The following is a 24446-nucleotide window of genomic DNA, read 5'->3' on the forward strand; positions in this document are numbered from 1 at the left end:
CGCCGGGCGCGCGCACCCGCGGCCCCTATCCTGGCCGGGTGCGAGGCAGGGAGCGGACGGCGGACGACGAGGCGACGCCGCTGCTGCCGCGCAAGGCCCGGGGCATCCTGCTCGGCGTGATCGGGCTGATGCTCGCGGTCAGCTTCTTCCTGCCCAACGTCGCGATCCTGTCGCGCCCGCCCAGCTACCGCTGGCTGCCCGGCACGGCGGTCTCGTTCCTCGAGGTGACCTCGCGCTCGGTGCCCACCGCCGACCCGGACACCGTCGGGCTCGGCTTCACGGTGACCTTCCTCGGGCTCGGGGTGTGGCAGCTCGGGCTGCTGATGGTGGTGCTCTCGGCCTGGATCCTGGCCTCGGCCGAGGTCAACCGCTGGCTGTGGGTGTTCCTGCTGATCGGGTCGATCTTCCTGACCTTCGGCATCTCGACCACGGTGCTCGGGAAGGTCGCGCTCGACGCCGCCCGCGCCCCGACCACGATCGGGATCGCCTTCTGGGTGGCGTTCCCGGCCGCGCTGGCGCTGCTGATCTGGACGCTGCACGCGCACAGCATGGTCGACCGGACGATCTACGGCGTCCGACCCGACCTGATCACCTGAGCCCGATCACCGCCGGCTGGTCATCGGAACCGGTCGGTCGCGGCCAGCAGTGCCGCGCCCATGGCCTCGTTCCCCTTGTGCCCGGCACCACCGAAGACCGTCAGCTCAGCGTCCGGCCAGAGCCGGCTGAGCTCCCAGGCGTTGACCGCGGGTCCGCTCAGGTCGGCCCGACCGTGGAGCATCACCCCGGGGATCCCGGCCAGCCGGTCGGCGCGGTCGAAGATCACGTCGTCGGGCAGGAACACCCGGTGGCTGAAGTAGTGCGCGCAGATCCGGACGAACGCGAGCCGGTCGTCGCCGATCCGATCGCTGTAGGCGGTGGGGGAGCCGTACTCCTCGGTCGACAGCACCGCGTCCTCCCAAGCGCACCAGGCCGCGGCGGCGCGGGCGCGGACCTCGCGGTCGGGGTCGTCCATCAGCCGGGTGTAGCCGCGGAGCAGCCCGAAAGCGTCGAGCCCGTCACCGCGCAGCTCCTCGGGCACCGCGTCGCGGAAACGCTCCCACGCCTCGGGGAAGAACCGCCGGACCCCGCGGTAGAGCCAGTCGATCTCGCTGTGCCGGCCGGTGGTGACCCCGATCAGGATGAGCTCGCTGACCCGCTCGGGGTAGCGGGTGGCGTAGGTCAGCGCCAGGGTCGAACCCCAGGAACCGCCGAACACCAGCCAGCGGTCGACGCCGAGGTGCTCGCGGAGCCGTTCGAGGTCGGCGACCAGGTGCGCGGTGGTGTTGACGCCGAGGTCGGTCGCCGGGTCGGAGGCGTGCGGGGTGCTCCGCCCGCAGCCGCGCTGGTCGTACTGGACGATCCGGTAGCGCGTCGGGTCGAAGCTCTTGCGCGGGCCGGGGCGCAGCCCGGAGCCGGGCCCGCCGTGGAGCACCACCGCGGGCTTGCCGTCGGGGTTGCCCGAGCACTCCCAGAAGATCGCGTTCTGGTCTCCGACGTCGAGCATCCCGGTCGCGTAGGGCTCGATCGGCGGGTAGGGCACCGGCTCAGTATGAGCGCCGTTTCCTAGACTCGGGCCGTGCAACCACGGTGGATCGAGCTCGAGGGACTGGCCAACCTGCGCGATGTCGGCGGGACGCCGACCACCGACGGGGGTGCCATCGCCGACGGGGTGCTGCTGCGCTCGGACAACCTGCAGACCCTCAGCGAGTCCGACGTGGCCCGGCTGCGGGAGCTGCACCTGACCGACGTGATCGACCTGCGCAGCGACATCGAGGTGCAGGCCGAGGGGCCGGGGCCGATGATGCGCGCCGACGGCGTCGCCGTCCACCACCACTCGCTGTTCCGCGAGGACGAGTCGAGCCGCGACCTCGAGCACCTGGCCGCGAACACCGCCAAGGCGTTGCCCTGGGTCGAGCTCACGCCGACGGTCTCGATGGAGCACCCGACGGCCTCGATCTATCTGTCCTACCTGGTCGACCGGCCCGACTCGGTGCTCGCCTCGCTGCGCGAAATCGGGGCGGCCGAGGGGGCGGTGCTGGTGCACTGCGCCGCCGGCAAGGACCGGACCGGGACGATCATCGCGCTGGCCCTGCTGCTGGCCGGTGCCGACCCGGACGCGGTCACCGCCGACTACGCGGCCAGCACCGAACGGGCCCAGGCGATCCTCGACCGGCTGCTCGCCTCACCGACCTACGCCGACAACCTGCGCGACCGGCCGATCGAGAGCCACTACAGCCACCCGGAGACGATGCGCGCCTTCCTCGACTACATCGAGCAGGAACACGGCTCGGTGCAGCAGATGCTCGCCGGGATGGGCTGGACCGAGGAGGACACCAGCCGGATCCGGGCCAAGCTGCGCCCGGACCTCGGCTGATCCGTCGTCCCGACCCCGAGCCTCGGCTCAGATCCGGTCGAGCAGTTGACGCGAGCGCTCGAGCACCAACGCGGTCGCGGTGGCGTCGTAGGTCGGTAGCGTCGAGTCGACGAACAGGTGGTGGTCGCCGGGGTAGGTGAACACCTCGGCGCCCTCGCCGACGGTGGCGGCCAGCTCGCGGGCCGCGTCCAGGTCGCCCTCCTCGGCGAAGAACGGGTCGTGGTCCATCCCGTGGATCTGCACCGGGACACCCTCGGGCCAGGGACCGATGGCCCACTCCCCGGTGATCGGGAGGCACGACTCGTAGAACAGGGCTCCGCGGGCACCCGGTCGGGTCTGGGCCAGTTCCTGCGCGGTCATCACGCCCCAGGAGATGCCGGCGTAGACCAGCTCGTCGGGCAGGTCGGCGAGCGCGGCCTCGACGCGGCGTTCGACCTCCTCCGAGCCGATCTCCTTGGACAGCGCGAGCCCGGCCTCGATGGTGTCGGCCCGGCGGCCGTCGAAGAGGTCCGGGGTGTGCACGGTGTGCCCGCTGGCGCCGAGCTGCTCGGCGAAGGCGCGGACGCCGTCGGTGAGACCCTGGACGTGGTGGAAGAGGACGACGTCAGCCATGTCCTAAACTCCTTGATCGTACGGACGTTGTGGAATGATCCAAGAATCTAGATCATTGAGGAGATGGCGGTCAACATCTCGATCCCCGACTACCCGCTCGACGACCTGCTGGTCGTGACGGCGACCGAGCAGCTGCGGTTGCTCGGCGACGACCTACGCGGCCAGCTGCTCGAGCTGCTGCTGGAGCGCGCCGCCACCGTCACCGAACTGGCGGCCGCGGTGGGCCGTCCGAAGAGCACGGTGGCCTACCACGTCAACCTGCTGACCGAGGCGGGGCTGCTCAAGGTGGTGCGCACCCGCCGGGTCCGGGCGATCGAGGAGCGGTTCTACGGCCGGGTGGCCCGGACCTACTACATCGGGGTGCTCACCAACGCGGAGGACCAGGCCCTGGTGGGCTCGATCAACGCACTGGCCGAGGCCGCCGCCGAGTCGGTGCCCGCGCAGCAGGCCGACGACCTGCGCTGCCTGCTGCTGCACGCCCGGATCCCGCGGGACGAGGTGCGGGCGTTCTGGGCCGAGGTGCAGGAGCTGTCCCGCAAGTTCGCCCAGATCCCGCGCTCCGGCGACGAGGTGTTCGGCTTCGCGGCCGGGCTCTACCCGACCGACGCCCCGACCCTGCCCGAGCCCGAATCGTCCGAGCCGGTCTGAGCGGACGGGGTCAGGACTCGACGATGTGGTCGACGGTGGCGGTGGTCAGCCGGAGCTCGACCGGGACCTCGTCGCCGACCGCGGGTGGGGTCTCCTTGCCGGGGAGGAACACCATGCTCGACTGCATGTGCGGCGGTTCGAGGAACCAGCGCTTGCGCCCGGCGACGGTGTAGGGGCTGAGCGCGAGCCCGGTGGCCTCGAGCGAGCCGGTGGCCAGCGCGACCGCGCGCTGCCGGATGCTCGACGCCGACGTCGGCGCCTCCAGCCCGACCCCCTGCGAGGTGCCGCCCGCGATGACCAGCACCCAGCCGTCGGCGGGCACCAGCCGCTGCCGGTAGCCGATCCGCTCGCCGCGGCGGACCGGGTGGACGTCGAGCACGGTCGCGGTGGTCGAGCGCGAGTCCGCCGCCCCGAGCCAGAGCCGGGTGCCGACCCGCTGCCGCAATGGGGCGGGGCGGCCGTCGGCGCCGGTCAGCTCGCGGGACAGCGCCATCGCCTCGGCCGAGGGCAGGTGCGAGAGCCAGAGCGTGCCCGGGTGCGCCGCGAGCGCGGCCCGCCCGAGCCGCTGCGCCTCGGCGTAGCGGCCCTTCTCGAGCAGGGGCAGGTGGATCGTCCAGCCCTCGAACTTCACGCCGCCGTGGTTGAGCGCCTCCAGCTGTCGGGCGGTCTCGGCCAGCCGCTCGGGGACGATGCCGTGCCGCCGCATCGAGGTCAGCACCTCGAGTAGCACCCGCGGCGACGGTCCGCTGCCGGCCAGCATGGCCAGGTGCTCGACCGTCGACACGGTGGTGATCACCCGCGGGTCGGAGGCCAGCTCGGTGGCCAGCGGATCACCGGCCTGCCACGGGTGCAGCACCACGATGCTGCCGCCGAAGACCTCGCGGACGGTCTCCACCTCGGCGGCCACGCCGACCGCGACGGTGTCGACGCCGAGCCCGGCGGCCTCCTGGGCCAGCCGGCGCAGGCCGAACCCGTAGCCGTTGCCCTTGATCACCGGGACCAGACCGGGGGTGTTCGCGGCGACGTCGCGGAGATGGGTGCGCCAGCCGTCGCCGTCCAGCCGCAGCGTCAGTCCCGTCACGCCGCTCAGCGTAGTCGGGCGGGTTCCGGGCGCCGCGGGTCGATCAGCGGCGCCGGAGGTAGAGGTCGAAGGCGGCGTAGAGCGGCCGGTTGAGCGGCAGGTCCCACTCGCCGAGGTACTCGACGGTCTGGCCGCCGGTGCCCACCTTGAACTGGATCAGCCCGATGTGCGGGTCGTCGGGATCGACGCTGTCGGTGATCCCGCGCAGGTCGTAGACGGTCGCACCGGCCTCGCGAGCGTCCCGGATCATCTGCCACTGGACGGCGTTCGAGCCACGGAACTCGCGCTTGGCGGTGGTGGAGGCGCCGTAGGAGTACCAGGCGTGCTCGCCGACCCGGACCCAGGTGGTGGCGGCGATCAGGTCGCCCTCGTGGTGGGCCAGGTAGAGCCGGATCCGGTCCGGGTCCTCGGCGGTGAGCGCCTCGACCATGGTGCGGAAGTAGCTCAGCGGTCGCGGGGTGAAGTGGTCGCGGGCGGCCGTCTCGGTGTAGATCGCGTGGAAGGCGGCCAGGTCGTCGACGCTCCCGCGGGTGACCGTCACCCCCGCCTTGGCGGCCTTCTTGATGTTGCGCCGCCAGAGCTGGTTCATCCCGGCCAGCAGCTCGTCCTCGGTCCGGTCGGCCAGCGGCAGCTGGAAGACGAACTTGGGCTGGCCGGCGGCGAAGCCCTCGCCGTCGCGCGGCGGTCGCCAGCCGAGGTGGCGGAGCTGGTTGCGGGCCCGGACGCCGGCGGTGTTGAGGTGATCCGGCGGGGCGTCACCGATCCGCGTCATCGTCGGGTCGGCGATGGCGGCCTTGGTGGTGTCGGCGTTCCAGCGGCGGAGGACGACCGGTCCGCCGAGCCGGACGGCGAAGGCCCGGCGGCGCTTCAGGTGGGCGACCATCGGGGCCAGCCAGGCGTCGAGGTCGTCGCTCTCCCAGTCGATCACCGGACCCTCGGGCAGATAGGCCAGCGAGCGGCCGATCCGCGGCAGCCGCCGGTGCAGCACCAAGCCGGCACCGACCAGCTCCGAGCCGTCGTACCAGCCGATCGACTCGTGACCCCACTCGCTCTTCACCTGCGCCCAGGCCGGGGTCTGCAGGAAGCTGACGCTGGGGCGTGAGTCGTTGAACGCACGGTGCTGGTCGGTGCTGATCGGCCGGACCTGGAGACTCACCTGCGCGAGGTTACCGACTCGCGGCGGCCGAGCCCCGATCCACCTCCGGCGCGGGAGGATGCAGCGCGGTGAGGCTGCGGACGGCGTCGGGATCGGGTCCGGTGCCGGATCGGTCGAGGTGGACGGCCTGCAGGCCGGCGGCCCGGGCCGCGACCACGTCGAGGTCGTACCGGTCCCCGACGTGCAGCACCCGCTCCGGGGGGACGCCGAGCGCGGCGCAGACCGTCCGGTAGCTCCGCGGGTCGGGCTTCGGGGTGCCGAGGGCCTCGGCGGTGAACACGTCGACCAGGTACGGCGTCGCCCCGATCGCCGCGACCTTGGCACGCTGCTGGACGTCGGACCCGTTGGTCAGCACCGCGATCGGCACCCGGCGCCACCACCGCGCCAGCGTCGGGTGGACGTCGGGGAACGGCCGCCAGCACGCCTGGTAGCGGCTGCGGAAGCCCTCGAAGGTCGCGTCGAGCTCGTCGTCGGTGCCGACCGGGTGCCCGAGGACGGGGAGCAGGTCGCGGAGCCGGCGGCGGCGTTGCTCGGCGAAGCTGATCCGCCCGCTGCGCCAGCTCTCGAAGTGGACCTCCTCGACCCGGAACCAGAAGTCGACCAGCTCCGGCGTCGCCTCCGCGCCGAGGCCGGGCAGCCAGGCGGCGAGCGCGTCGCGGGCCGAGCCGGTGTGGTCGAACAGGGTGTCGTCGAGGTCGAGGACCAGCGCTTCGACGGGCTCAGCGGGCGCTTCGACGGGCTCGGCGGGCGTTTCGACGGGCTCAGCGGGCGTCGGGGAGGTCACGCGGGCTGGGCGCCGGGCCAGGTGGTGGCCTCGGCGGAATCGCGGACCGCGCGCTCGAGGGCCTCGGCTCGGTCGAGTCCCTGGGCCAGCGCACCGGCCAGCGACCCGGCGAAGGTGTCTCCGGCGCCGGTGGTGTCGACCACGTCGGTCTTCGGCGGGCGCGCGCTCGCGTTGCCCCAGCCGGCCCCGTCCGCGCCGCGGGTGATCACCGGGTCGGTGAGGTCGCCGAGCTGCTCGTGCTCACCCTCGTTGACGATCACCACGTCGGCCAGCTCGGCCAGCTCGGCCGCCCGGTCGGTCACCGGCGACGGGTTGAGGATCGACGTGACGTGGTGCTCGCGGGCCAGCTCGAGCGCCGCCCGGACGGCGTCGGCCGGCACCTCGAGCTGGAGCAGCAGGACGTCGGCCGAGGCGATCAGCTCCGCCCGGGCACGGACGTCCTCGGCGGTGACCCGGCCGTTGGCACCGGCGATCACCACGATGGTGTTCTCGCCGTCGTCGCTGACCCGGATGTGCGCCTGGCCGGTCGGCACGTCGGGGGTCTCGAGCACGGCGTCGACCTCGACCCCGCGGTCGGCGAGCCGACGGCGGTAGTCGCGGCCGTCGTCGTCGGCGCCGACGCGACCGACCATGCTCACCCGGGCGCCCGACCGGGCCGCCGCCAGCGCCTGGTTGGCCCCCTTGCCGCCGTAGGTGCGTTGGAGTCCGGAGCCGACCAGCGTCTCGCCCGGCTCGGGCTGGCGCGACACCCGGACCACCACGTCGATGTTGACCGACCCGACCACCACGACGTGTCCGCTCATGGCGGCATCCTCTCGCACCGCCGGCCGGCGGATCTCAGCCGAGCGCGCGGAAGAAACGGGTGACCGGCACGTCGGGTTCGATCAGCAGCACCTCGCCCCAGCGGCGCCAGACCGCGGCCCGCCAGCCCGCGAACCCGCCGACCACCACGGACGCCGTCCCGGTCGGGAGCCGTGCTGCCAGCGCAGCGGCCCGCCGACCGTCGGCGCAGACCAGCAGCAGCGGACGTCCGCCGGCCGCCTCCGGGTCGTCGACCGCGCCGGGCAGCAGGCCGTCGCGACGCCGCTCGGCGGTGGTGCGCAGATCGACCGGCACCGCACCCGCGATCCAGGCCGCGGCGGCTTCGGCCGGGCTGAGCAACGGCGGGACAGGCCGCGGCTGGGTCGCGCCGGGTGCCGGGGGGACGGCGAGCGCGGTCACCGGGTCACCCCGAGCCGCCGGTCCTCGACCACGTCGAGCAGGTCGCCGACCACCGCGTACCGGGTGATCTCGGTCAGGGCCGGGCCGTAGGCGTGCAGGCTGACCGCCGGCTCCGGGCTGGCGTTGATCACGTGGTGGACGTGCGGGATGCCGAAGGTGCGGACGTGGCCGGTCTCGACCAGCCGCTGCCCCTGGATCCGCGGCGGGCGGACCGGGTCGGTGCTGCCGGCCACCCACTCGGTCAGGGTGCCGAGCACCGGGACGAACGCGCCGTGGCTGTCGCCGTGACTGTGCCAGCCGTTGCCCTGGCCGGGCGCCCAGCGGAGCAGCCAGAGCTCGACGTCCGCCGTCTCCTCGAGCAGCACCCGGACCGGGCCGGCGCCTGCGTGCGGACCGAGGTCGTGGTCGAGGCGGGGACGCCAGCGGTCGGGTTCGGCGAGCAGCCGGCGCAGGGCCAGCCCCGGGTCGGTGGAGGAGGTGGGGAGTGCGTCGGTGTGGGCAGCAGCGGGAACGGACAGCGAGGACGACGAGGACGACGGGGACATGGGTGGTCTCTCGGGTGTGGCCGGGACGCCGGCCGGGCGGACGTGGGACGCGGAGGTCAGGCTCGCGTCAGCGACACGTCGCGCTGGCGGTCCGGCGAAGGTCCACGTGCAGCCGACGGCACCCGGTGCTCGGCGTCGCCGAGTCCGTCCGGTCGTGCGGTCGGGTCACTGGTCCTCCGGGGTCGCTCAGGTGCGGGTCACGGTAGGCGGACGTCCTGGGTGGCGTCAACGACCTCGCCGGCGGTCTCGCCCGCTGGTCCGCCGACCGGTCCGTCCGCCGGTTCGGACCGCCGTCGAGGCGGGCGGCTGGCCACCAGTACGCCGCCGACCACGGCGACGCCGGCGACCAGCTCGACCAGGTCGGGCTGCTCGCCGAAGATCGCCCAGCTGGCCAGCACCCCGATCACCGGGACCAGCATCGAGAACGGGGCCACCTGGTTCGACGGGTGCCGGGCCAGCAGGGTGGTCCAGATGCCGTACCCGACGACCGTGGCCACCAGCACCACGTACAGCAGGCCGAGCACCGAGGGCAGGGCGGACAGCCGGGCCAGCCCGGTGAAGGCGCCGGCGATCCGCTGCGGCCCCTCGACCGCCAGCGACAGCAGGAACACCGGCACCGGCGGCACCACCGACATCCAGAGGGTGAGGTGCAGCGGCTTCGGCGCCCGGGCCTGACGGCTGCAGACGTTCCCGATCGCCCAGCCGAGCGCACCGCAGAGGGTCAGCACGACCGGGAGCAGCGCGGCGACCTGCGCCCGGTGCACGGCGATGGCGGCCAACCCGAGCACCGCCACCCCGATCCCGATCGCCTGCCGGCGGGTGATCCGTTCGTGCAGGAAGAAGCCGGCCAGCAGCACGGTGAAGGGTGCCGAGGCCTGCAGCACCAGCGAGGCCAGCCCGCTCGGCATCCCGGCGGCCATCCCGAGGTAGAGGAAGGCGAACTGGAGCAGCCCGATCCCCAGCCCGACGCCGAGCAGCCAGCGCAGCCGGACCCGCGGCCGCGGGACGAAGAGGATCGTCGGCACGGCGAGCAGCGCGAACCGGACGGCGACCATCAGCAGCGGCGGGAAGTGCTCCAGAGCGATCGCGGTGGCGGGGAAGTTGAGCCCCCAGCAGACGGCGACCAGCAGGGCGAGCAGACGGTCGCGTACGGGCACGGCTCCATCCTCGGGCCTGCGTCGACCGGTATTCGCCGGGAGGCCCTGGGTGGACGAGGGACCGCGGGTCTACTGTGCGAAGTGAAGGTCGGCACCGTCCGACGCCGATCCGACGAGAGGAGACGCGATGGGTTTGCTCGATGACGCGAAGAACGCCCTGAACAACGACAAGGGCGAGGAGACGAGCGACTCCGCCATCGACAAGGCGAAGGAGTTCGGCTCGGAGAAGACCGGCGGCAAGTACGACGACAAGCTGGACAAAGCCGGCGACGCCGTCGACCGCCAGGTCGGCAACGAGTAACCCTCGTTCCTGTCACGAGACCACGAACGCCCCGCGGACACCGTTCCGCGGGGCGTTCGTCGTGTGAGCGCGGTCCTCGGCACGATGACCCGGAAATGGACGGGCGCCGGTCCGGCGCGGCTGTCTAGGCTGCCGCCGTGACCGCCGACGCCCCGACCATCCTCGCCACCTCAGGCGGGCTCGCGCCCGGACGGCGCACCCGGTACGAGTTCTCCGCGCTGAGCCGGCTGGCCGTGGACCTGGCCGGGGTGACCGGCCGGGCGCCGCGGGTCTGCTTCCTGGCCACCGCCACCGGTGACAACCCGGTGGTGCTGCACTGGCTCACCGAGGCGGCGATGCTCGCGGGCTGGCAGGCCAGCCACCTGACCGCGTTCTCGATGCCCAACCTGCCCGACCCGGCCGCGCACCTGCTCGAGCAGGACGTCGTCTGGGTGATGGGCGGCAGCGTGGCCGGACTGCTGGCGATGTGGCGGCTGCACGGCTGGGACACCGCGCTCCGGGACGCCTGGCAGGCCGGGGTGGTGCTGACCGGGATCTCCGCCGGGTCGATCTGCTGGCACGCCGGCGGCACCACCGACTCGTTCGGCCCCGAGCTGCGTCCGGTCACGAACGGGCTCGGGCTCCTCCCGTACAGCAACGGCGTCCACTACGACGCCGAAGCGCAGCGGCGACCGCTGCTCCAGTCACTGGTCGCGGACGGGACGCTGCCGCCCGGCTACGCCACCGACGACGGCGCCGGGCTGCTCTACCGCGGGACCGAGCTGGTCGAGGCGGTCAGCGAGACCGACGGCGCGCTGGCCTACCGGATCGACCCCGGCCCGGACGGCACCGCCGTCGAGGAGCCCCTGGACACCCGTCGGCTCTGAGCCCGCCCTTCGACAGGCTCAGGGCGCGGTCGACGTGACCACGGTGCCCTGAGCCCGTCGAAGGGCCTTCAGGCCGAGGGTGCGGCGGTGTCGAGCAGCAGCTCGGCGGCGGCGCGGGCGTCGTCGGCGATCGAGGGGTCGCGGTCGATCCGGGCGGACAGGCTGGCGCCGTCGTAGACCAGCTGGAGGCGGCGGGCCAGCGCCTCCGGGTCGTCGGCGCCGAGCTCGGCGGCCAGGTCGCGGAACAGGCCCCGCACCGCGCGCCGGAACCGGCGGGTGGCCTCGTCGACGCCGTCGCCGGGCGTCGACTCGGCGCTCGCGGTGGCGAAGGGGCAGCCGTGGTAGTCGGCCCGCCGGAAGACCGCGGCGTGCGAGTCGAAGACCGCCAGCACCTTGTCGCGCGGGCTCTCGACGTCGGCCATGGCCCGGTGCATCCGCTCGAGGATCGCCTGGTGACGGCTGTCGAGGTAGGCCGCGATCAGCGCGTTCTTGCTGCCGAAGGTCTTGTAGAGCGAGGCCTTGGCCACCCCCGCCTCGTCGATGATCCGGTCGACGCCGATGGTCTGGATGCCCTCGGCGTAGAACAGCCGGTTGGCTGTCTCCAGGATGCGCTCGCGGGCGCTGACCCGGGTCGCGGTGCTGACTGCCATGGTCGTCTCCTCGTCGGTAGACCGGTCTGTCCACTTTATCGCCGAGACAGGTAGACAGACCTGTCTGTTGTGTGCCAGTCTCCTCCGAGTAGACAGATCTGTCTAGTCGAGGAGCTCTTCATGACCGTCACCACCGACTGCCCTGAGGTCAGCGTCGTAGCCGCACCGGTCGAGCGAGTCCGGCCGCGGCACGCCCGCCGCTCCGGCGCCCTGGCGCTGCCGCTGTCGATGGTGGTGTCGTTCCTGGCCGCGTCGGCGGCTCCGGTGCCGCTGTGGGCCCACTACGGGGCGGTCTGGCACGGCGGTGCGCTGGTCACCACGGCGGCCTTCGCCACCTACGCCGGCGCGGTGCTGGTCGGGCTGCTGGTGCTCGGCGAGGTCTCGAACCACCTGGGCCGGGTCCCGGTGCTGCTCGCCGCGCTGGCCCTGCAGACCACCGCGCTGCTGCTCTTCGCCGGGGCCGACGGCTACCCGCCGATCTTCGTCGGCCGGGTGCTCCAGGGGCTGGCGGCCGGAGCCGCGCTCGGCACCCTGGGTGCGCTGATGATCGAGGCGCACCGCGAGCGCGGGACGCTGGCCAGCGCGGCCGCGCCCGGCGTCGGCACCGGGACGGGCTCGCTGCTCGCCGCGCTGCTGGTCGCCTACCTGCCCTGGCCGACCCACCTGGTCTACCTGGTGCTGGTCGGGGTCTTCACCGTCCAGGCGGTGGCGCTGCTGCGGATCGGTGAGTCCTCGCCGCGCCGTCCCGGTCTGCGCCGGTCGCTGCGGCCGACGGTCGCGGTGCCCGGCCGGGTGCGGCCGGCGTTCGTCGCGGTGGCGCCGGTGCTGTTCGCGGTCTGGGCGCTGCCCGGTTTCTTCAGCTCGCTCGGTCCGGTGCTGATCCGCCGGCTCGCGCACTCGCCGTCGGTGCTGCTCGGTGGGCTCGGGCTCTTCCTGCTGGCCACCGTGGCCACGGTGGCCACCGTGGTGCTGCGCGACCTGACCGCCGCCCGGACGATGCTGGTCGGGGTGCTGACGCTGCTCGTCGGCCTGGTCGGGCTGGTCGGCGGCCTGCTGCTCGGATTGCCCGTGGTCTACCTGGTCGCCACCGTGCCGGCCGGCGCGGGTTTCGGCAGCGCCCTGCAGGGAGCGATGCGGTCGGTGGTCTCGCTGGCCGCCCCGGACGAGCGGCCCGGTCTGCTCTCGGCGGCCTACCTGGTCAGCTACGCCGGGCTCGGGCTGCCCGCCGTCCTCGCCGGGGTGCTGGTCAGCCTGGGGCTCCCGGTCGACGACGTGGCCACCGGCTACCTGGCCGCGGTGGCGGGGTTGGTGCTGCTCGGTTACGTCTCGCTCCGACGCGCCACCCGCTGATTCTCCCGCACTCGACGGCGCGCGCCGGGGCCGTTGAGCGTGAGCGACCGGCCCGGCCGTCGTCGAGTGCCGGGTTCTCAGCGGATCGGTCCGTCGGGCATCAGGGCGGTACGGACCGGGGTGAGCGCGAGCCAGCCGGCGACCACGGCGAACAGCGCCGCCACCACCCACAGCGTCGCCGGGATCCCCGCCCGGTCGGCCAGCAGCCCGGCCAGCGGGGCGCTGAGGACGATCATGCTGCGGTTGACCGACCGGCCGGTGGCGTTGGTCCGGCCCTGCAGCCGGTCCGGGGTGACCGCCTGCCGGAAGCTGATCTCGGCCGGTCCCTCGAGCCCGAACGCCGCTCCGACCACGACCTGCGCGGCGGCGAACACCGCCACGGTGGCCCACCCGTCACGGGTCGGGGTGGCCAGCAGCAGGAGCACCCCGGGCAGGTAGCCGATCCTGGACACCAGCACCGTCTGGCCGACGCCCCACCGGTCGGAGAACCGCTCGCTGACCGTGGTGGTCACCAGCGCGGCGACGCTGCCCAGGGCCAGGCAGACCCCGATGACCAGCACGTCCAGCCCGAGCCCGCGGAGCGCCCAGGCGACCAGCACGGTGTTCCAGCCGGTGTAGGCGACGAACCACAGGTGGGTGTTGAGGGTCAGCGGGCCGAGCTCGCGGTGGCCGTAGATCCACCGCAGCCCCTCGACGACCTCGTGCCGCAGCGCGCGGCGCCCGGCGCGGTCCGGTGACGGCAGCGTGGGCAGCCGGGTCATCGCCACCGCGCTGAGCAGGTAGGAGACCGCGTCGGCCAGCAGGGCCAGCGGCGGCCCGACGGCGGCGATCACCACCCCGGCCAGCGCGGGGCCGCCGGTCGCGGCCACCGCACCGCTCTGCTGCAGCCGGGTGTTGGCCCGGGTCAGCAGCGGACGCGGCACCAGCTGCGGGGTGATCGCCTGGTAGGCGGCGTCGCCGAACAGCGCGAGCAGGCCGAAGACCGTCATCAACCCGACCAGGCCCGGGATCCCCAGGTGGCCGGTCAGGGCCAGCACCGCGATCGTCCCCAGCACCAGCCCCTGGCCGAGGTCGGTCCCGATCAGCACCGGCTTGCGCCGGACCCGGTCGAGCCAGCTGCCGGCGACCAGTCCCACCACCGCGTACGCCACCCAGCGGGCCGCGTTGACCAGGCCGACGTCGGTGGTGCTGCCGCCGAGCCGGGTCAGCACCAGCGTCTGCAGCGCCAGACCGGTGAGCGCCGACCCGAACGCCGAGACCGTCGTCCCGGTCCAGAACGCGACGAACCCCCGGTGCTCGCGCAGCCGGGGGCTCATCCGTTGCTCCACGTCGGGTCGGACCGACCGACCAGGGTCAGCCGGTGATCTTGCCCGGGTTGAAGTGGTGCCCCGGGTCGGCGGCGTCGAACAGACCGCCCATCAGCTCGGCGCCGGCTGGGCTGAGGTCGTCGGCCAGCCAGCGGGCGTGCTCGGTACCCACCGCGTGGTGGTGCGACAGCGTGCCGCCGCTCTCGATGAACGCCTGCTGGATCGCGGACTTCACCACGTCGTACTGCGCGATCGCCTCGTGCGGGTCCTGCTTGAAGGCGAAGGTGAAGTAGAGGCAGGCGCCGGAGTGGTAGCTGTGCGACAGGTGGCACATGATCCAGCCCTTGACGCCGATCTGGTCGAACGCGCGGTGCGCCGAGGCGACCACGTTGTCGTAGAGCCCCTTGAGCTTCGACCACGGCGCCGCGGTCTCGCTGACGTCGCCGGCCGCGCCGCGGTCGAGCAGGAAGTCGCGGATGTAGGGGGTGTCGAACTTCTTCTGGTCGTAGAGCTCGCCCGGCCCCTTGCCGAGCACGATCCCGCCGTGCTCGGAGACGATCTTCTTGACCATCGACCGCTGCCGGGCGACGTGGTCCTTGCCGCCCTCGTAGCCGATGAAGCTCAGGCACACCTGGTCGAGGTCCCAGCCGCGGCGCTTGAGCACGGCCATCAGCCCGTTGCTGACCACCGAGGAGAGGCCGGAGCTCTTCTTCCGGGTGGCGAAGCTGAACGCGGTCTCGCCGGCGTCGGAGACCCGGGTGATCGACGGGCTGGCGTCGCTGACCGAGATGGCGTGCATCGCGGCGAGACCGGCGCTCCAGCTCGGGAACAGGTAGCCCAGGACCAGCCGCTCCTCGGGCAGCCGGTGGACGTTGACCGTCACCTCGGTGATCACGCCGAGCCGGCCCTCGCTGCCCAGGATCATCTCGCGGACGCTGGGCCCGGTCGAGGTGCTCGGCAGCGGCCGGATGACGATCTTCTTGCCCGGCTGGACGACCCGCAGACCGCGGGTGATGTCGGCGATGTCGCCGTACTTGTCCGACTGCATCCCCGAGCTCCGGGTGGCCACCCACCCGCCGAGGGTGGAGTGGGTGAAGCTGTCGGGGAAGTGGCCCATGGTCCAGCCGCGGGCGTTGAGCTGCTTCTCCATGTCCGGGCCGAGCACGCCGGCCTGGATCCGGGCCAGCCCGGAGTCCTCGTCGACGTCGACCACCCTGTCGAGCCGGCCCATGTCGAGCGAGACCACGGTGCGGGTCTCGGCGGGCGGCGGCTCGAGGCTGCCGGCGATGTTGCTGCCGCCGCCGAACGGGATGATCACCGCGTCGGACTCGACCAGCAGGTCGACCACGGCCTGCACCTGGTCCTCGTCGGCCGGGTAGACGACCACGTCGGGGACGCGGGGCAGGATGCCGGCGCGGATCTTCACCAGGTCGCGCAGGCTCTTGCCGTAGGTGTGGACGATCCGGCTCATCGGGTCGGTGTGGACGTGCTGCTCGCCGAGGGTCGAGCGCAGCCGGGCGAGGACGTCGTCGCCGACCTTCGGCTCCGGGATCGGCAGCTCCTCGAAGGTGAGCATCGGGTTGCCCGGCGTGGTGACGTCGAGGTCGATGACCTTCTGCACGAACGCGGCGAACTTCGGCTTGTCGTCGTGCCGGAAGCTGACGCCCTCGACGCCCCAGCCCCACCACTTCATGTGCTTGACCTGCGGCTCCACCGTGCTGTCGGTGCTCCCGCCGGGGCTGCTGGTGGTCGGGGTGGTCTCGGCGTCGGTCATGCGTCCTCTTTCTGTCTGACCTGCGGGTTGCCCGGGTTCGCCGCACCGGGCCGGTGCCGGGCGTCCGGGCGGGGGAGTGCGGAGGGGGAGAGGGACCGCTGGGCGGTGCCGTTGCTCCCCTGGTGGCCGTTGACCCCGCGCTTGACGCCGCGGGCCTTGCCGCGGAGCTGCCGGCGGGTGAGCGTGGTCACCGGTTTGTCGATCTCGGTGAACAGCGCGCGGACGGCGGCGGTCATCCGCTCGGCGAACTGGAGCACGGTCTCGCCCGGCTCGGGTCGCAGCGGGGCGCCGATGTTGACGGTGACCGGCGGGCGCCCGCGGCGCGGCCAGTTAGTGCCCTTGGGCATCGCCTCGTAGGCGCCGACCAGCGCGACCGGGACGCAGGGGACGTTGCGGCTGACGCAGAGCGCCGCCGCCCCCGGGGTGAACCGGCCGAGCTGGCCGTCCTTGGACCGGGTGCCCTCGGGGAAGATGACCAGCGGGACGCCGTCGTCGAGCAGTTTGGTGGCCATCCCGCCGCGGCCGCGCAGGCCGGTCCGGTCGACCGGGAAGGCGTTGAAGAACAGCGCGGTGAGCGCCTTGCGCCAGGTCACGTCGAAGAAGTAGTCGGCGGCGGCGTTGGCGGCCAGATAACGGCTCTGCTGGCGCGGCCAGGCGCCCATCACCAGTGGCGCGTCGAGGTGCGAGGAGTGGTTGGAGACCACCACGTAGGGCATCTCGAGCCCGTCGAGGTGCTCGCGGCCGCGGACGGTCACCGAGGTGAGTGACCACACCAGTGGCTTGAGCAACATCCGTTGCGCCACGAAGCGGGCGCTCGCGTGCACCGGCGAGGTGTAACGACTGCGGGGCACCTTCGTACCTTATTCCTTACTCGGCGTGGAACCGGCTCGGTGGAGCAGGCTGCCGCCGGGCCAGTCGGCCGTGGGGTCCGGGCGGTGGCTCGCCGGGTGCGATCCGCGGCACCCTAGTGCGGCCTCCGACTCGAGGACAACTTCGCCGAGACCGCCCGGATCGCGGGTCGCGGGGCGAGCCGGGCCGCCGCCATCAGCACCCGGTAGCGGACGCTCGGGATCGAGATGACCCGGCCGGCCTCGGAGTCGTCGAGGGCCTGCCGCACCAGCGGACCGGCCTCGAGCCAGAGCGGCTCGGGGATCCGGCCGGCGTTGATCCCGGCGCGGGCGTGGAACTCGGTGCGGACCCAGCCGGGCATCAGCAGCGTGACCCCGACCCCGGTGCCGGCGAGCTCGTTGGCCAGCCCCTCGGTGAAGACGCCGACGAACGACTTCACCGCGGAGTAGACGCCCATGGTGACGTAGCCGGCGGTCGACCCGACGTTGATGATCCGGCCCGCCGGTTCACCCCGCTCGGCCCGCGCGGCCATCGCCCGGCCCGCGGTGCCGGCGAGCACGACGACGGCGCGGACCATCACCTCGATCGCCCGGTCGTGCGGGGTGAAGTCGTCGACGCAGATCCGGCTGTGGACGCCGAAGCCGGCGTTGTTGACCAGCAGGTCCACGGCCCGGTCGTCCTGGCGGAGCCGGGCGGCGACCCGCTCGACCTGGTCGCGGTCGGCGAGGTCGGCGGGCAGCACCTCGACGTCGATCCCGAACCGGCGGTGCAGCCGTTCGGCCTGCTCGGCCAGCCGCGCCTCGTCGCGTGCGACCAGCACCAGGTCGGTGCCGCGGGCGGCCAGCTCGTCGGCGAACGCGGCGCCGATCCCCGACGTCCCGCCGGTCACCAGGGCGCGGGACGCGGACGGGTTGGGTGCGGGCTCAGGCATCTGGCCACCTTAACCAGCGCGACGGTGCCGGCGGGCTCCCGCTCAGCCGACGAGGGCGACGGCTTGCCGCGCGATGGCCAGCTCCTCGTCGGTCGGCACCACCAGCACGGTGACCGCGGTGCCGTCGGGCGAGATCACCCGCGGATCCCCGGACGCGGCCTGGTTGCGGGCCGGGTCGACGGCGATCCCGAAGCCGTCGAGCCCGTCGGCCACCGCGGCCCGCAGGGCGGCGTTGTTCTCGCCGACCCCGGCGGTGAAGACCAGGGTGTCCAGTCGGCCGAGGGTGACCAGGTAGGCACCGACGTAGCAGCGGATCCGGTGGACGTAGACCGCGAAGGCGAGCGCCGCGGCGGCGTCCCCGGTGGCGCGTCGCTGCTCGAGCTCGCGGAAGTCGTTCACCCCGGCCAGCCCCTTGAGCCCGGACTGCTTGTTGAGCAGGGTGTCGATGGCACCGGCGTCGAGCCGCTCGGTCCGGGCCAGGAACCCGTGCAGCCCGGGGTCGACGTCGCCGGAGCGGGTGCCCATCACCAGCCCCTGCAGCGGGGTGAGGCCCATCGAGGTCTCGACCGCCGCGCCGTGGTGGATCGCCGACGCCGAGCACCCGTTGCCCAGGTGGAGCACGATCTGGTCCAGCTCCTCGGTGGGCCGGCCGACCGTCTCGGCGGCCAGGGCTGAGACGTAGGCGTGCGAGGTGCCGTGGAACCCGTAGCGGCGGATGCCGTGCCGGGCGGCGAGCTCGGTGGGGACGGCGTAGGTGCGGGCCGCCTCGGGCAGACCGGTGAAGAAGGCGGTGTCGAAGACCGCGACGTGCGGGACGTCGGGGAGCATCCGCTGGGCGGCGCGGATCCCGGCCAGCGCGGGTGGGTTGTGCAGCGGGGCGAGGGCGCTGAGCTCGTCGATCGCCGCGACCACCGCGTCGTCGATCACCGTCGGCTCGCTGAACCGCTCGCCGCCGTGCACCACCCGGTGCCCGACCGCAACCACGCCGAGCCGGTCGAGGTGCAGGTCCCGGTCGGCGAGCTGGTCGGTCATTGCCGTCATCGCCGCGTCGTGGTCGGCCACCCCGTCGGGCTCGCCGATCCGCTCGATGGTGCCCTTGGTGAGCACCTCGGCCCGGCCCGCCCGCAGCAGCTGGTATTTCAGCGACGACGACCCGGAGTTGATCACCAGCACCAGGTCCCGCGGCGCGTCGGCCCTCTGCTCCACGTCAGCTCCTCTGCTCGGTCTGCGGGTCGTGCTCGTCGGTCACCGTCTGCGCCTGGACGGCGGTGATGGCCACCGTGTTGACGATGTCGTGCACCAGCGCGCCGCGGGAGAGGTCGTTGACCGGTTTCCGCAGGCCCTGGAGGACCGGGCCGATGGCCACCGCGTTGGCGCTGCGCTGGACCGCCTTGTAGGTGTTGTTGCCCGTGTTGAGGTCGGGGAACACGAAGACGGTGGCCTGGCCGGCGACCGAGGAGTCGGGCAGCTTGGTCCGGGCCACCTGCGGGTCGATCGCCGCGTCGTACTGGATCGGTCCCTCGAGCGGCAGGTCCGGCGCCCGTTCGGCGACCAGCGCGGTGGCTGCCCGCACCTTGTCGACGTCGGCACCCGAGCCGGACTGCCCGGTGGAGTAGGAGAGCATCGCCACCCGCGGGGTGATGCCGAAGTCGGCGGCGGTGGCCGCCGAGGAGATCGCGATGTCGGCCAGCTGCTCGGCCGTCGGGTCGGGGTTGACCGCGCAGTCGCCGTAGACCAGCACCCGGTCGGCCAGGCACATCAGGAAGACGCTCGAGACGATCGCCACCCCGGGTCGGGTCTTGATGAACTCCAGGCTGGGTCGGATGGTGTGCGCGGTGGTGTTGACCGCGCCGGAGACCATCCCGTCGGCCATCCCGAGGTGGACCATCATGGTGCCGAAGTAGGAGACGTCGGTGACCACCTCGCGGGCCCGTTCGAGGGTCATCCCCTTGTGCGCCCGCGCCTCGGCGTAGACCGCGGCGAACCGCTCGACCAGCTCGGGGTCGTGCGGGCTGACCACCCGGACCGCGTCGAGGTCGAGACCGAGGGCCGAGCCGCGCGAGCGGACCCGGTTCTCCTCGCCGAGCAGCACCAGGTCGGCGACGCCCCGGCGGAGCAGGATCGCGGCGGCCTCGAGGATCCGGTCGTCGGTCGACTCCGGCAGCACGATGGTCCTCCGGTCGGCGCGGGCCCGCTCCATCAGCTGGTACTCGAACATCAGCGGGGTGCGCACGTCGGAGGCCGGCACGTGCACCGCGCGGAGCAGCGCCTCCTGGTCGACCCGCTCGGCGAACAGCCGCCGGGCCGTCTCCGCCTTGACCGGCGAGTGCTTGGTCAGGGGCCCGCGGACCCGCGACAGCCGGTCGGCGGTGGTGAAGGTGTCCTGCTCGGTGAGCAGCACCGGGAGGTCGTGGTCGACGCCCTGGGCCAGCCGGGCGATCGAGTCGGGCACCGCGTAGCCACCGGTGAGCACGATCCCGGCCAGCGCCGGGAAGGTCCCGGACTGGTGGGCCAGCATCAGCCCGGGCAGCAGGTCGGTGCGGTCGCTGGCGGCGATCACGGTGACGTCGGGTTCGAGCCGTTCGAGCACGTGCGGCAGACCCATGGCGGCCACCAGCAGCCCGAGCGACTCGCGGTCGAGCCAGCCGTCGCTGCCCTGGATCAGCTCGGCGCCGACGGCGTCGCCGAGCGCGCGCACGGTAGGCGCCGCCAGCACCCGGTTGGCGGGCAGCGCGGCCACCTGGACGCCCTCGATCCGGCCCAGCGCGGAGACCGTCGCGTCGAGCCGGTCGGGCTCGACCCGGTTGGCGATCACCGCGACTGTGTGCACGTGCTGCGCCCGCAGCTCGGCGATCCCGCTGAGCGCGGCCGCCTGGACCTCGTCCGGGGTCCGGTCGCGACCGGTGACCACCAGCACGGCCGGCGAACCGAGGTTGGCCGCGATCCGCGCGTTGAACGAGAGCTCGGTGCCGGTGTTGATGTCGGTGTAGTCCGAGCCGAGCACCAGGACCACGTCGAAACGCTCGGCGAGCTCGCCGAACCGCTGGACGATGGTGGCCAGCGCCTCGTCCGGGTCGCGTCGGGCCTCGGCGTAGGTCACGCCGATCGCCTCGGCGTAGGTCTGCTCGACCGCGGGCTGGCTGACCAGCAGGTCGAGGATGACGTCGGTCTGCGCCGACTCGGGCCGACCGGGGTCGGCGGCCGGGCCGTACGGCGAGGCGTCGTGGGTCAGGGGCCGGAAGACGCCGACCCGGCCGACCTCGCGGGCCAACAGGTCGAGCAGCCCCAGCGCCACCGCGGACTTGCCCGTCTGACCCTCCGGGGAGATGACGTAGACGCTGCGGGTCACGCGACGAGCGTAGTGGGCACGCCGGCGGTGCACTCCCGGCCGCGACGGCTCAGGTCTCGGTCAGGACGCGAACGGGTGAGAACCTGAGCCGGATCCGCGGCGGGGCGCTGACCGAAAGCTGAGCTTGGCGGAACTTCACGGCTTTTTGCCCTGGTCCTGGGCAGATCCAGTTGACGATTCAAACGTCCGGCGAAGCTTCGGACGGGAGTCTTCCGGTGTCGGTTCGCGGGAGCCGACGGACCCCGAGGAGACACCATGAACGAGAACACCACCCCCGAGAGCTGGACCGAGGACGACCGGTGCGGCCACGACGGACTCACCGACCACTTCCACCTGGGCACCGCCGCCCTCGAGCCGCACGAGCTCGCCGAGGTCGACGAGCTCGAGGCGCTGGTCGCCGCCGACACCATGATCATCGACGAGCGCGGGGACCTGGTCGCCGACGCGGCCGCCGAGCAGGCCGACGAGGACGAGGACGCGCCCGTCCGGGCTCGCCGCAGCCGGGAGCGCAAGCCGGCTCGCGACCTGTCCTCCTACCTGAAGCAGCACCTGGCCGACCTCGAGTCGCTGCCGACCTACCGGCCGACCATCGGCTGCGTGATCCCGGCCTACAACGAGGCCGAGTCGATCGAGGCCGTGCTCCGCTCGCTGCTGGCCCAGACCCGGCTGCCGGACCAGATCCACGTGATCGTCAACAACACCAAGGACGCGACCTTCGACATCGCGGCCCGGTTCGCCGGCCCGCGCAAGGGCCGCAAGCCCACCCTCGAGGAGAAGCGCCGCGGGATCAAGCGCGGCAAGACCGAGGTCTTCGTCCACGACATCGGCGAGAACCCGGACAAGAAGGTCGGCGCGCTCAACTACGGCTACGCGCTGATCGACGGCTCGGGCGACTTCCGCGCCGACTACCTGCTCGGCGTCGACGGTGACACCACCCTGGCGGTCGACGCGGTCGAGAAGCTCGAGGCCGAGATCTGCTCGGACTCGCGGATCGGCGGCATCTCGGCGATCTACTCGATCGACGACAGCGTCCAGAAGGGGCTCGTCGCCCCGCTGCTGATCGCCGGCCAGCGCGCCCAGTTCGCCGCCTTCAACATGCAGAACATGCTCCGCGGCCGCAACATGGCGGTGCTCGGTGGCCAGTGCTCGATCTTCTCGATGAAGGCGCTGCGCGAGGTCATGACCGCCAACCACCAGAAGACCCCGTGGGTCAACGACTCCGAGGTCGAGGACTCGCTGCTCAGCCTGCAGATCAAGTCCGCCGGCTACCTGACCAAGATCAGCGCGACCGCGCGGGCCGACGTCGGCGGCATGACCACGCTGCGCAGCCTCGACGGGCAGCAGGTCAAGTGGAACTACGGCGCCATCGACCTGATGTGGCCGGGCCAGCGGGGTGACACGAAGGGCCAGCCGTTCCACCCGAACCTGCGGCTCCGGTGGGCCGAGAACGTCGGGATGCTGACCAACATCTTCACCCGGATCGCGTTCGTGCTGCTGCTCGCCGCGGCGCTGAGCATCCACGCCTTCGTGTTCAGCCCGCTGTGGCTGATCCCGCCGGCAGTGGCCATCCTGCTCAACGTCCGGATCGCCATGAGCATGAAGAACCGCACCTGGAAGGACATCGTCTTCGCCGCGACCGGCATCCCGGCCGAGCTCTACATGTGGCTGCGCGCCGGACACTTCCTCCGCGCCTGGTCGAAGTTTCTCTCCAAGGTCAAGACCGACAACTGGGCCGAGCAGGCCAAGGCCGAGCGCGGCTCGGGCAACAGCTACCTGATGCCGCTGGTCATCCTGCTGGTCTCGTTCGTCGCGCTGGCGATCACCTGGTTGCAGATGCCGACCGTGGTGCAGTCCACCGTGCTGTGGCTCGGCTGGCCGGTGCTCTACGTGGTCACCATCGCGCAGACCGTGGTGATGGCGGCCAAGCTCTTCCGTCGCCAGCACGGCTACCGCGTCTGAGCCGCGCTCCAGGCGGGACGCTCTCGCCGCGGCGGTCGGGGCCCTCTGCTCTCGGGCAGTCGGGGGAGGGCCCCGGTCCCGCAGCCGCTGCGGCGGTGGTCACCCGGTGCGAACCGGCTGACCGATCCCGACACCGGGCCGGAGGCATCGCTTCCGGCCCGGTTCGCGTTCCCCGGTTTGCGTTCCCCGGTTTGCGTTCCCCGGTTCGCGTTCTCCGGTTCGCGTTCTCCGGTTCGCGTTCTCCGGTTCGTCTGCTCAGAGCGCGACGCGCAGGATCCGGTCGTCGTTGCGGCCGGGAGTGGCCCGGCCGTCCGTGTTGCTGGTGGTCATCCACAGTGCACCGTCGGGGGCGACGACCACGGTGCGGATCCGGCCGTGCTCGCCACCGAAGTGCCGGACCGGGTCGGCGGCGTCGGTGCCGTCGAGCGCCACCGAGAACAGGCACTCGCCCCGGAGCGCCCCGACGAAGGCGGTGCCACGGGTGACCGCCAGGCCGCTGGGCGAGCAGCTCGAGGTCGGGCTCCAGGTGGCTGCGGGGGAACGGAACCGGCTGTCGTCGGACCGGCCCTCGACGTCCGGCCAGCCGTAGTTGCCGCCCCGGACGATCCGGTTGAGCTCGTCGGTGCTCTTGTCGCCGAACTCGGTCGCCCACAACCGGCCGGCGGCGTCGAAGGCCAGGCCCTCCACGTTGCGGTGGCCGTAGCTCCAGGTCCGGTTGCCGAACGGGTTGCCGTCGGCGGCGCCGCCGTCGCGGGTGATCCGGAGGATCTTGCCGGTCAGCGCCGTCCGCGACTGCGCGGTGGCCCGGTCCTCGGCGTCGCCGACCGAGACGAACAGGGTCTTGTCCGGGGCGACGAGCAGCTTGCCCCCGTGGTGGTGGGTGCTGGTCGGGATCCCGGTCAGCACCGGACGCGGGCGGCCGACCCGGTCACCGGCGAGGCTGACCCGCACCACCCGGTTGTCCGCGGCGGTCGTCGTGTAGGCGTAGAGCACGTCCTCGTCGTCGGGGTCGAGGGCCAGTCCGAGCAGACCGCCCTCCCCGCCGGCCGACGGGCGCTGGACGCCCGCGACGGTTCCGAGCGTCCGGACCCGTCCGGCCGGGGTGATGCTGAGCAGCCGGGCCGAATCGCGTTCGCCGACCAGCGCGGTGCCGTCACGACGGAAGGCGATGCCCCAGGGCACCTCGAGGTCCTCGGCCACCGTCCCGGTGATCCGCGGCCGCGGCGGTCCGGCGTCCGCGCTGGGTGAGGCGCTGCCGGACGGGCTGGTCGAGGCGCTCGGGACGGCGCTCGACGGGCTCGGCGTCGGCCCAGCACTCGTCGGGGCGGCGCGGCTCGGTGTCGTGTTCGGAGCCGAGTCCGGTGCGCTCTCCGCCCCGCCGCTCGCGCAGCCGGCCAGGGTCACGGCGCCGGCGCCGACCGCGGCGCCCAGCAACCGTCGTCGTGAGATCACAGGTGCCCTCCTGTCGGAAAGGGCACTCCACGCTACCCGGC

General features: G+C 72.9%; 24 protein-coding genes. 7 read left to right on the forward strand and 17 right to left on the reverse strand.

The annotated features are described in order from the left end of the window. Positions 1-38 precede the first annotated feature (38 nt). Positions 39-596, forward strand: a complete 558-nt coding sequence (locus FHX74_RS06725) for a hypothetical protein (RefSeq protein ID WP_182559321.1) — start codon at positions 39-41, stop codon at positions 594-596. A 20-nt stretch (positions 597-616) separates the two neighbouring features. Here FHX74_RS06725 and pip read toward each other — a convergent pair whose 3' ends face one another. Further along, positions 617-1579 (reverse strand): prolyl aminopeptidase, encoded by a 963-nt coding sequence (gene pip, locus FHX74_RS06730; protein ID WP_182559322.1) that lies wholly within the window; start codon positions 1577-1579, stop codon positions 617-619. A 36-nt stretch (positions 1580-1615) separates the two neighbouring features. On the opposite strand from pip, the gene FHX74_RS06735 reads away from it, so the two are divergent. Beyond that, complete coding sequence (locus FHX74_RS06735; protein ID WP_182559323.1) at positions 1616-2413, forward strand: tyrosine-protein phosphatase; 798 nt, start codon at positions 1616-1618, stop codon at positions 2411-2413. Between the two features lie 27 nt (positions 2414-2440). Here the strand turns inward: FHX74_RS06735 and FHX74_RS06740 are convergent, their stop codons facing one another. After that, positions 2441-3025 (reverse strand): dienelactone hydrolase family protein, encoded by a 585-nt coding sequence (locus tag FHX74_RS06740; RefSeq protein ID WP_182559324.1) that lies wholly within the window; start codon positions 3023-3025, stop codon positions 2441-2443. A 63-nt stretch (positions 3026-3088) separates the two neighbouring features. On the opposite strand from FHX74_RS06740, the gene FHX74_RS06745 reads away from it, so the two are divergent. Then, positions 3089-3673, forward strand: coding sequence for an ArsR/SmtB family transcription factor (locus FHX74_RS06745; protein WP_182559325.1), 585 nt, complete (start codon positions 3089-3091; stop codon positions 3671-3673). Between the two features lie 10 nt (positions 3674-3683). On the opposite strand, the gene FHX74_RS06750 is transcribed toward FHX74_RS06745, so the two are convergent. The 7 genes from FHX74_RS06750 to FHX74_RS06780 form a co-directional block, all read right to left on the reverse strand. After that, on the reverse strand, positions 3684-4754 hold the full coding sequence (locus FHX74_RS06750) for an alanine racemase (protein ID WP_328823676.1): 1071 nt from the start codon (positions 4752-4754) through the stop codon (positions 3684-3686). 43 nt (positions 4755-4797) lie between these two features. Next, on the reverse strand, positions 4798-5910 hold the full coding sequence (locus tag FHX74_RS06755) for a lipid II:glycine glycyltransferase FemX (RefSeq protein WP_182559326.1): 1113 nt from the start codon (positions 5908-5910) through the stop codon (positions 4798-4800). A gap of 10 nt (positions 5911-5920) precedes the next feature. Next, complete coding sequence (locus FHX74_RS06760) at positions 5921-6694, reverse strand: HAD family hydrolase (protein WP_220483581.1); 774 nt, start codon at positions 6692-6694, stop codon at positions 5921-5923. Next, entirely contained in the window at positions 6691-7497 is an 807-nt protein-coding gene (locus FHX74_RS06765; protein WP_182559327.1) for a ribokinase, read from the reverse strand. The genes FHX74_RS06760 and FHX74_RS06765 overlap by 4 nt, the downstream gene beginning before the upstream one ends. 34 nt (positions 7498-7531) lie before the next feature. Further along, entirely contained in the window at positions 7532-7915 is a 384-nt protein-coding gene (locus FHX74_RS06770) for a rhodanese-like domain-containing protein (protein WP_182559328.1), read from the reverse strand. Beyond that, on the reverse strand, positions 7912-8460 hold the full coding sequence (locus FHX74_RS06775; RefSeq protein WP_182559329.1) for a cysteine dioxygenase: 549 nt from the start codon (positions 8458-8460) through the stop codon (positions 7912-7914). Before FHX74_RS06775 ends, FHX74_RS06770 begins: the two co-directional genes overlap by 4 nt. 197 nt (positions 8461-8657) lie before the next feature. Further along, positions 8658-9617 (reverse strand): EamA family transporter, encoded by a 960-nt coding sequence (locus tag FHX74_RS06780; protein ID WP_182559330.1) that lies wholly within the window; start codon positions 9615-9617, stop codon positions 8658-8660. Positions 9618-9744: 127 nt separating this feature from the next. On the opposite strand from FHX74_RS06780, the gene FHX74_RS06785 reads away from it, so the two are divergent. Both FHX74_RS06785 and FHX74_RS06790 read left to right on the forward strand, forming a co-directional pair. Next, positions 9745-9918 (forward strand): antitoxin, encoded by a 174-nt coding sequence (locus FHX74_RS06785; RefSeq protein ID WP_182559331.1) that lies wholly within the window; start codon positions 9745-9747, stop codon positions 9916-9918. Between the two features lie 137 nt (positions 9919-10055). Continuing rightward, positions 10056-10784 carry a Type 1 glutamine amidotransferase-like domain-containing protein gene (locus FHX74_RS06790; RefSeq protein ID WP_182559332.1) on the forward strand — a complete coding sequence of 243 codons (729 nt, stop codon included), beginning with the start codon at positions 10056-10058 and terminating at the stop codon, positions 10782-10784. Between the two features lie 68 nt (positions 10785-10852). Here FHX74_RS06790 and FHX74_RS06795 read toward each other — a convergent pair whose 3' ends face one another. Continuing rightward, positions 10853-11434: a TetR/AcrR family transcriptional regulator gene (locus FHX74_RS06795; protein ID WP_182559333.1), complete on the reverse strand. Its 582-nt coding sequence runs from the start codon at positions 11432-11434 to the stop codon at positions 10853-10855. 120 nt (positions 11435-11554) lie between these two features. On the opposite strand from FHX74_RS06795, the gene FHX74_RS06800 reads away from it, so the two are divergent. Further along, positions 11555-12784 (forward strand): MFS transporter, encoded by a 1230-nt coding sequence (locus tag FHX74_RS06800; RefSeq protein WP_182559334.1) that lies wholly within the window; start codon positions 11555-11557, stop codon positions 12782-12784. A gap of 77 nt (positions 12785-12861) precedes the next feature. Here the strand turns inward: FHX74_RS06800 and FHX74_RS06805 are convergent, their stop codons facing one another. The 6 genes from FHX74_RS06805 to pta all read right to left on the reverse strand — a co-directional run bounded on the left by FHX74_RS06805 (position 12862) and on the right by pta (position 20994). Then, positions 12862-14100 (reverse strand): MFS transporter, encoded by a 1239-nt coding sequence (locus tag FHX74_RS06805; RefSeq protein WP_182559335.1) that lies wholly within the window; start codon positions 14098-14100, stop codon positions 12862-12864. A 37-nt stretch (positions 14101-14137) separates the two neighbouring features. Beyond that, on the reverse strand, positions 14138-15865 hold the full coding sequence (locus FHX74_RS06810) for an FAD-binding oxidoreductase (protein ID WP_182559336.1): 1728 nt from the start codon (positions 15863-15865) through the stop codon (positions 14138-14140). Further along, a complete protein-coding gene (locus FHX74_RS06815; protein WP_328823677.1) occupies positions 15862-16716 on the reverse strand; it encodes a lysophospholipid acyltransferase family protein in 855 nt (284 codons plus the stop codon). The genes FHX74_RS06810 and FHX74_RS06815 overlap by 4 nt, the downstream gene beginning before the upstream one ends. Positions 16717-16829: 113 nt before the next feature. Next, complete coding sequence (locus tag FHX74_RS06820) at positions 16830-17645, reverse strand: SDR family NAD(P)-dependent oxidoreductase (RefSeq protein WP_182559337.1); 816 nt, start codon at positions 17643-17645, stop codon at positions 16830-16832. A gap of 42 nt (positions 17646-17687) precedes the next feature. Continuing rightward, the gene (locus FHX74_RS06825) at positions 17688-18851 is read right to left on the reverse strand and encodes an acetate/propionate family kinase (protein ID WP_182559338.1); all 1164 of its coding nucleotides are present in this window, start codon (positions 18849-18851) and stop codon (positions 17688-17690) included. 1 nt (position 18852) lies between these two features. After that, positions 18853-20994 carry a phosphate acetyltransferase gene (gene pta, locus FHX74_RS06830; RefSeq protein ID WP_182559339.1) on the reverse strand — a complete coding sequence of 714 codons (2142 nt, stop codon included), beginning with the start codon at positions 20992-20994 and terminating at the stop codon, positions 18853-18855. Between the two features lie 255 nt (positions 20995-21249). Between pta and FHX74_RS06835 the strand changes: the two genes are divergently transcribed. After that, a complete protein-coding gene (locus tag FHX74_RS06835) occupies positions 21250-22953 on the forward strand; it encodes a glycosyltransferase family 2 protein (RefSeq protein ID WP_235970341.1) in 1704 nt (567 codons plus the stop codon). 255 nt (positions 22954-23208) lie between these two features. Here FHX74_RS06835 and FHX74_RS06840 read toward each other — a convergent pair whose 3' ends face one another. Beyond that, entirely contained in the window at positions 23209-24405 is a 1197-nt protein-coding gene (locus tag FHX74_RS06840) for a PQQ-dependent sugar dehydrogenase (protein ID WP_328823678.1), read from the reverse strand. Positions 24406-24446 lie beyond the last annotated feature (41 nt).

It is taken from the genome of Microlunatus kandeliicorticis, from assembly GCF_014137855.1.
In the GTDB taxonomy this organism is placed as follows: domain Bacteria; phylum Actinomycetota; class Actinomycetes; order Propionibacteriales; family Propionibacteriaceae; genus Microlunatus; species Microlunatus kandeliicorticis.

What these genes read in the sequence shown, in the direction of transcription:
- FHX74_RS06740 (WP_182559324.1), bottom strand. Translation starts at nt 3,025, where the DNA reads ATGGCTGACGTCGTCCTCTTCCACCACGTCCAGGGTCTCACCGACGGC.
- FHX74_RS06745 (WP_182559325.1), top strand. Translation starts at nt 3,089, where the DNA reads ATGGCGGTCAACATCTCGATCCCCGACTACCCGCTCGACGACCTGCTG.
- FHX74_RS06765 (WP_182559327.1), bottom strand. Translation starts at nt 7,497, where the DNA reads ATGAGCGGACACGTCGTGGTGGTCGGGTCGGTCAACATCGACGTGGTG.
- FHX74_RS06775 (WP_182559329.1), bottom strand. Translation starts at nt 8,460, where the DNA reads ATGTCCCCGTCGTCCTCGTCGTCCTCGCTGTCCGTTCCCGCTGCTGCC.
- FHX74_RS06785 (WP_182559331.1), top strand. Translation starts at nt 9,745, where the DNA reads ATGGGTTTGCTCGATGACGCGAAGAACGCCCTGAACAACGACAAGGGC.
- FHX74_RS06795 (WP_182559333.1), bottom strand. Translation starts at nt 11,434, where the DNA reads ATGGCAGTCAGCACCGCGACCCGGGTCAGCGCCCGCGAGCGCATCCTG.
- FHX74_RS06800 (WP_182559334.1), top strand. Translation starts at nt 11,555, where the DNA reads ATGACCGTCACCACCGACTGCCCTGAGGTCAGCGTCGTAGCCGCACCG.
- FHX74_RS06805 (WP_182559335.1), bottom strand. Translation starts at nt 14,100, where the DNA reads ATGAGCCCCCGGCTGCGCGAGCACCGGGGGTTCGTCGCGTTCTGGACC.
- FHX74_RS06810 (WP_182559336.1), bottom strand. Translation starts at nt 15,865, where the DNA reads ATGACCGACGCCGAGACCACCCCGACCACCAGCAGCCCCGGCGGGAGC.
- FHX74_RS06820 (WP_182559337.1), bottom strand. Translation starts at nt 17,645, where the DNA reads ATGCCTGAGCCCGCACCCAACCCGTCCGCGTCCCGCGCCCTGGTGACC.
- FHX74_RS06835 (WP_235970341.1), top strand. Translation starts at nt 21,250, where the DNA reads ATGAACGAGAACACCACCCCCGAGAGCTGGACCGAGGACGACCGGTGC.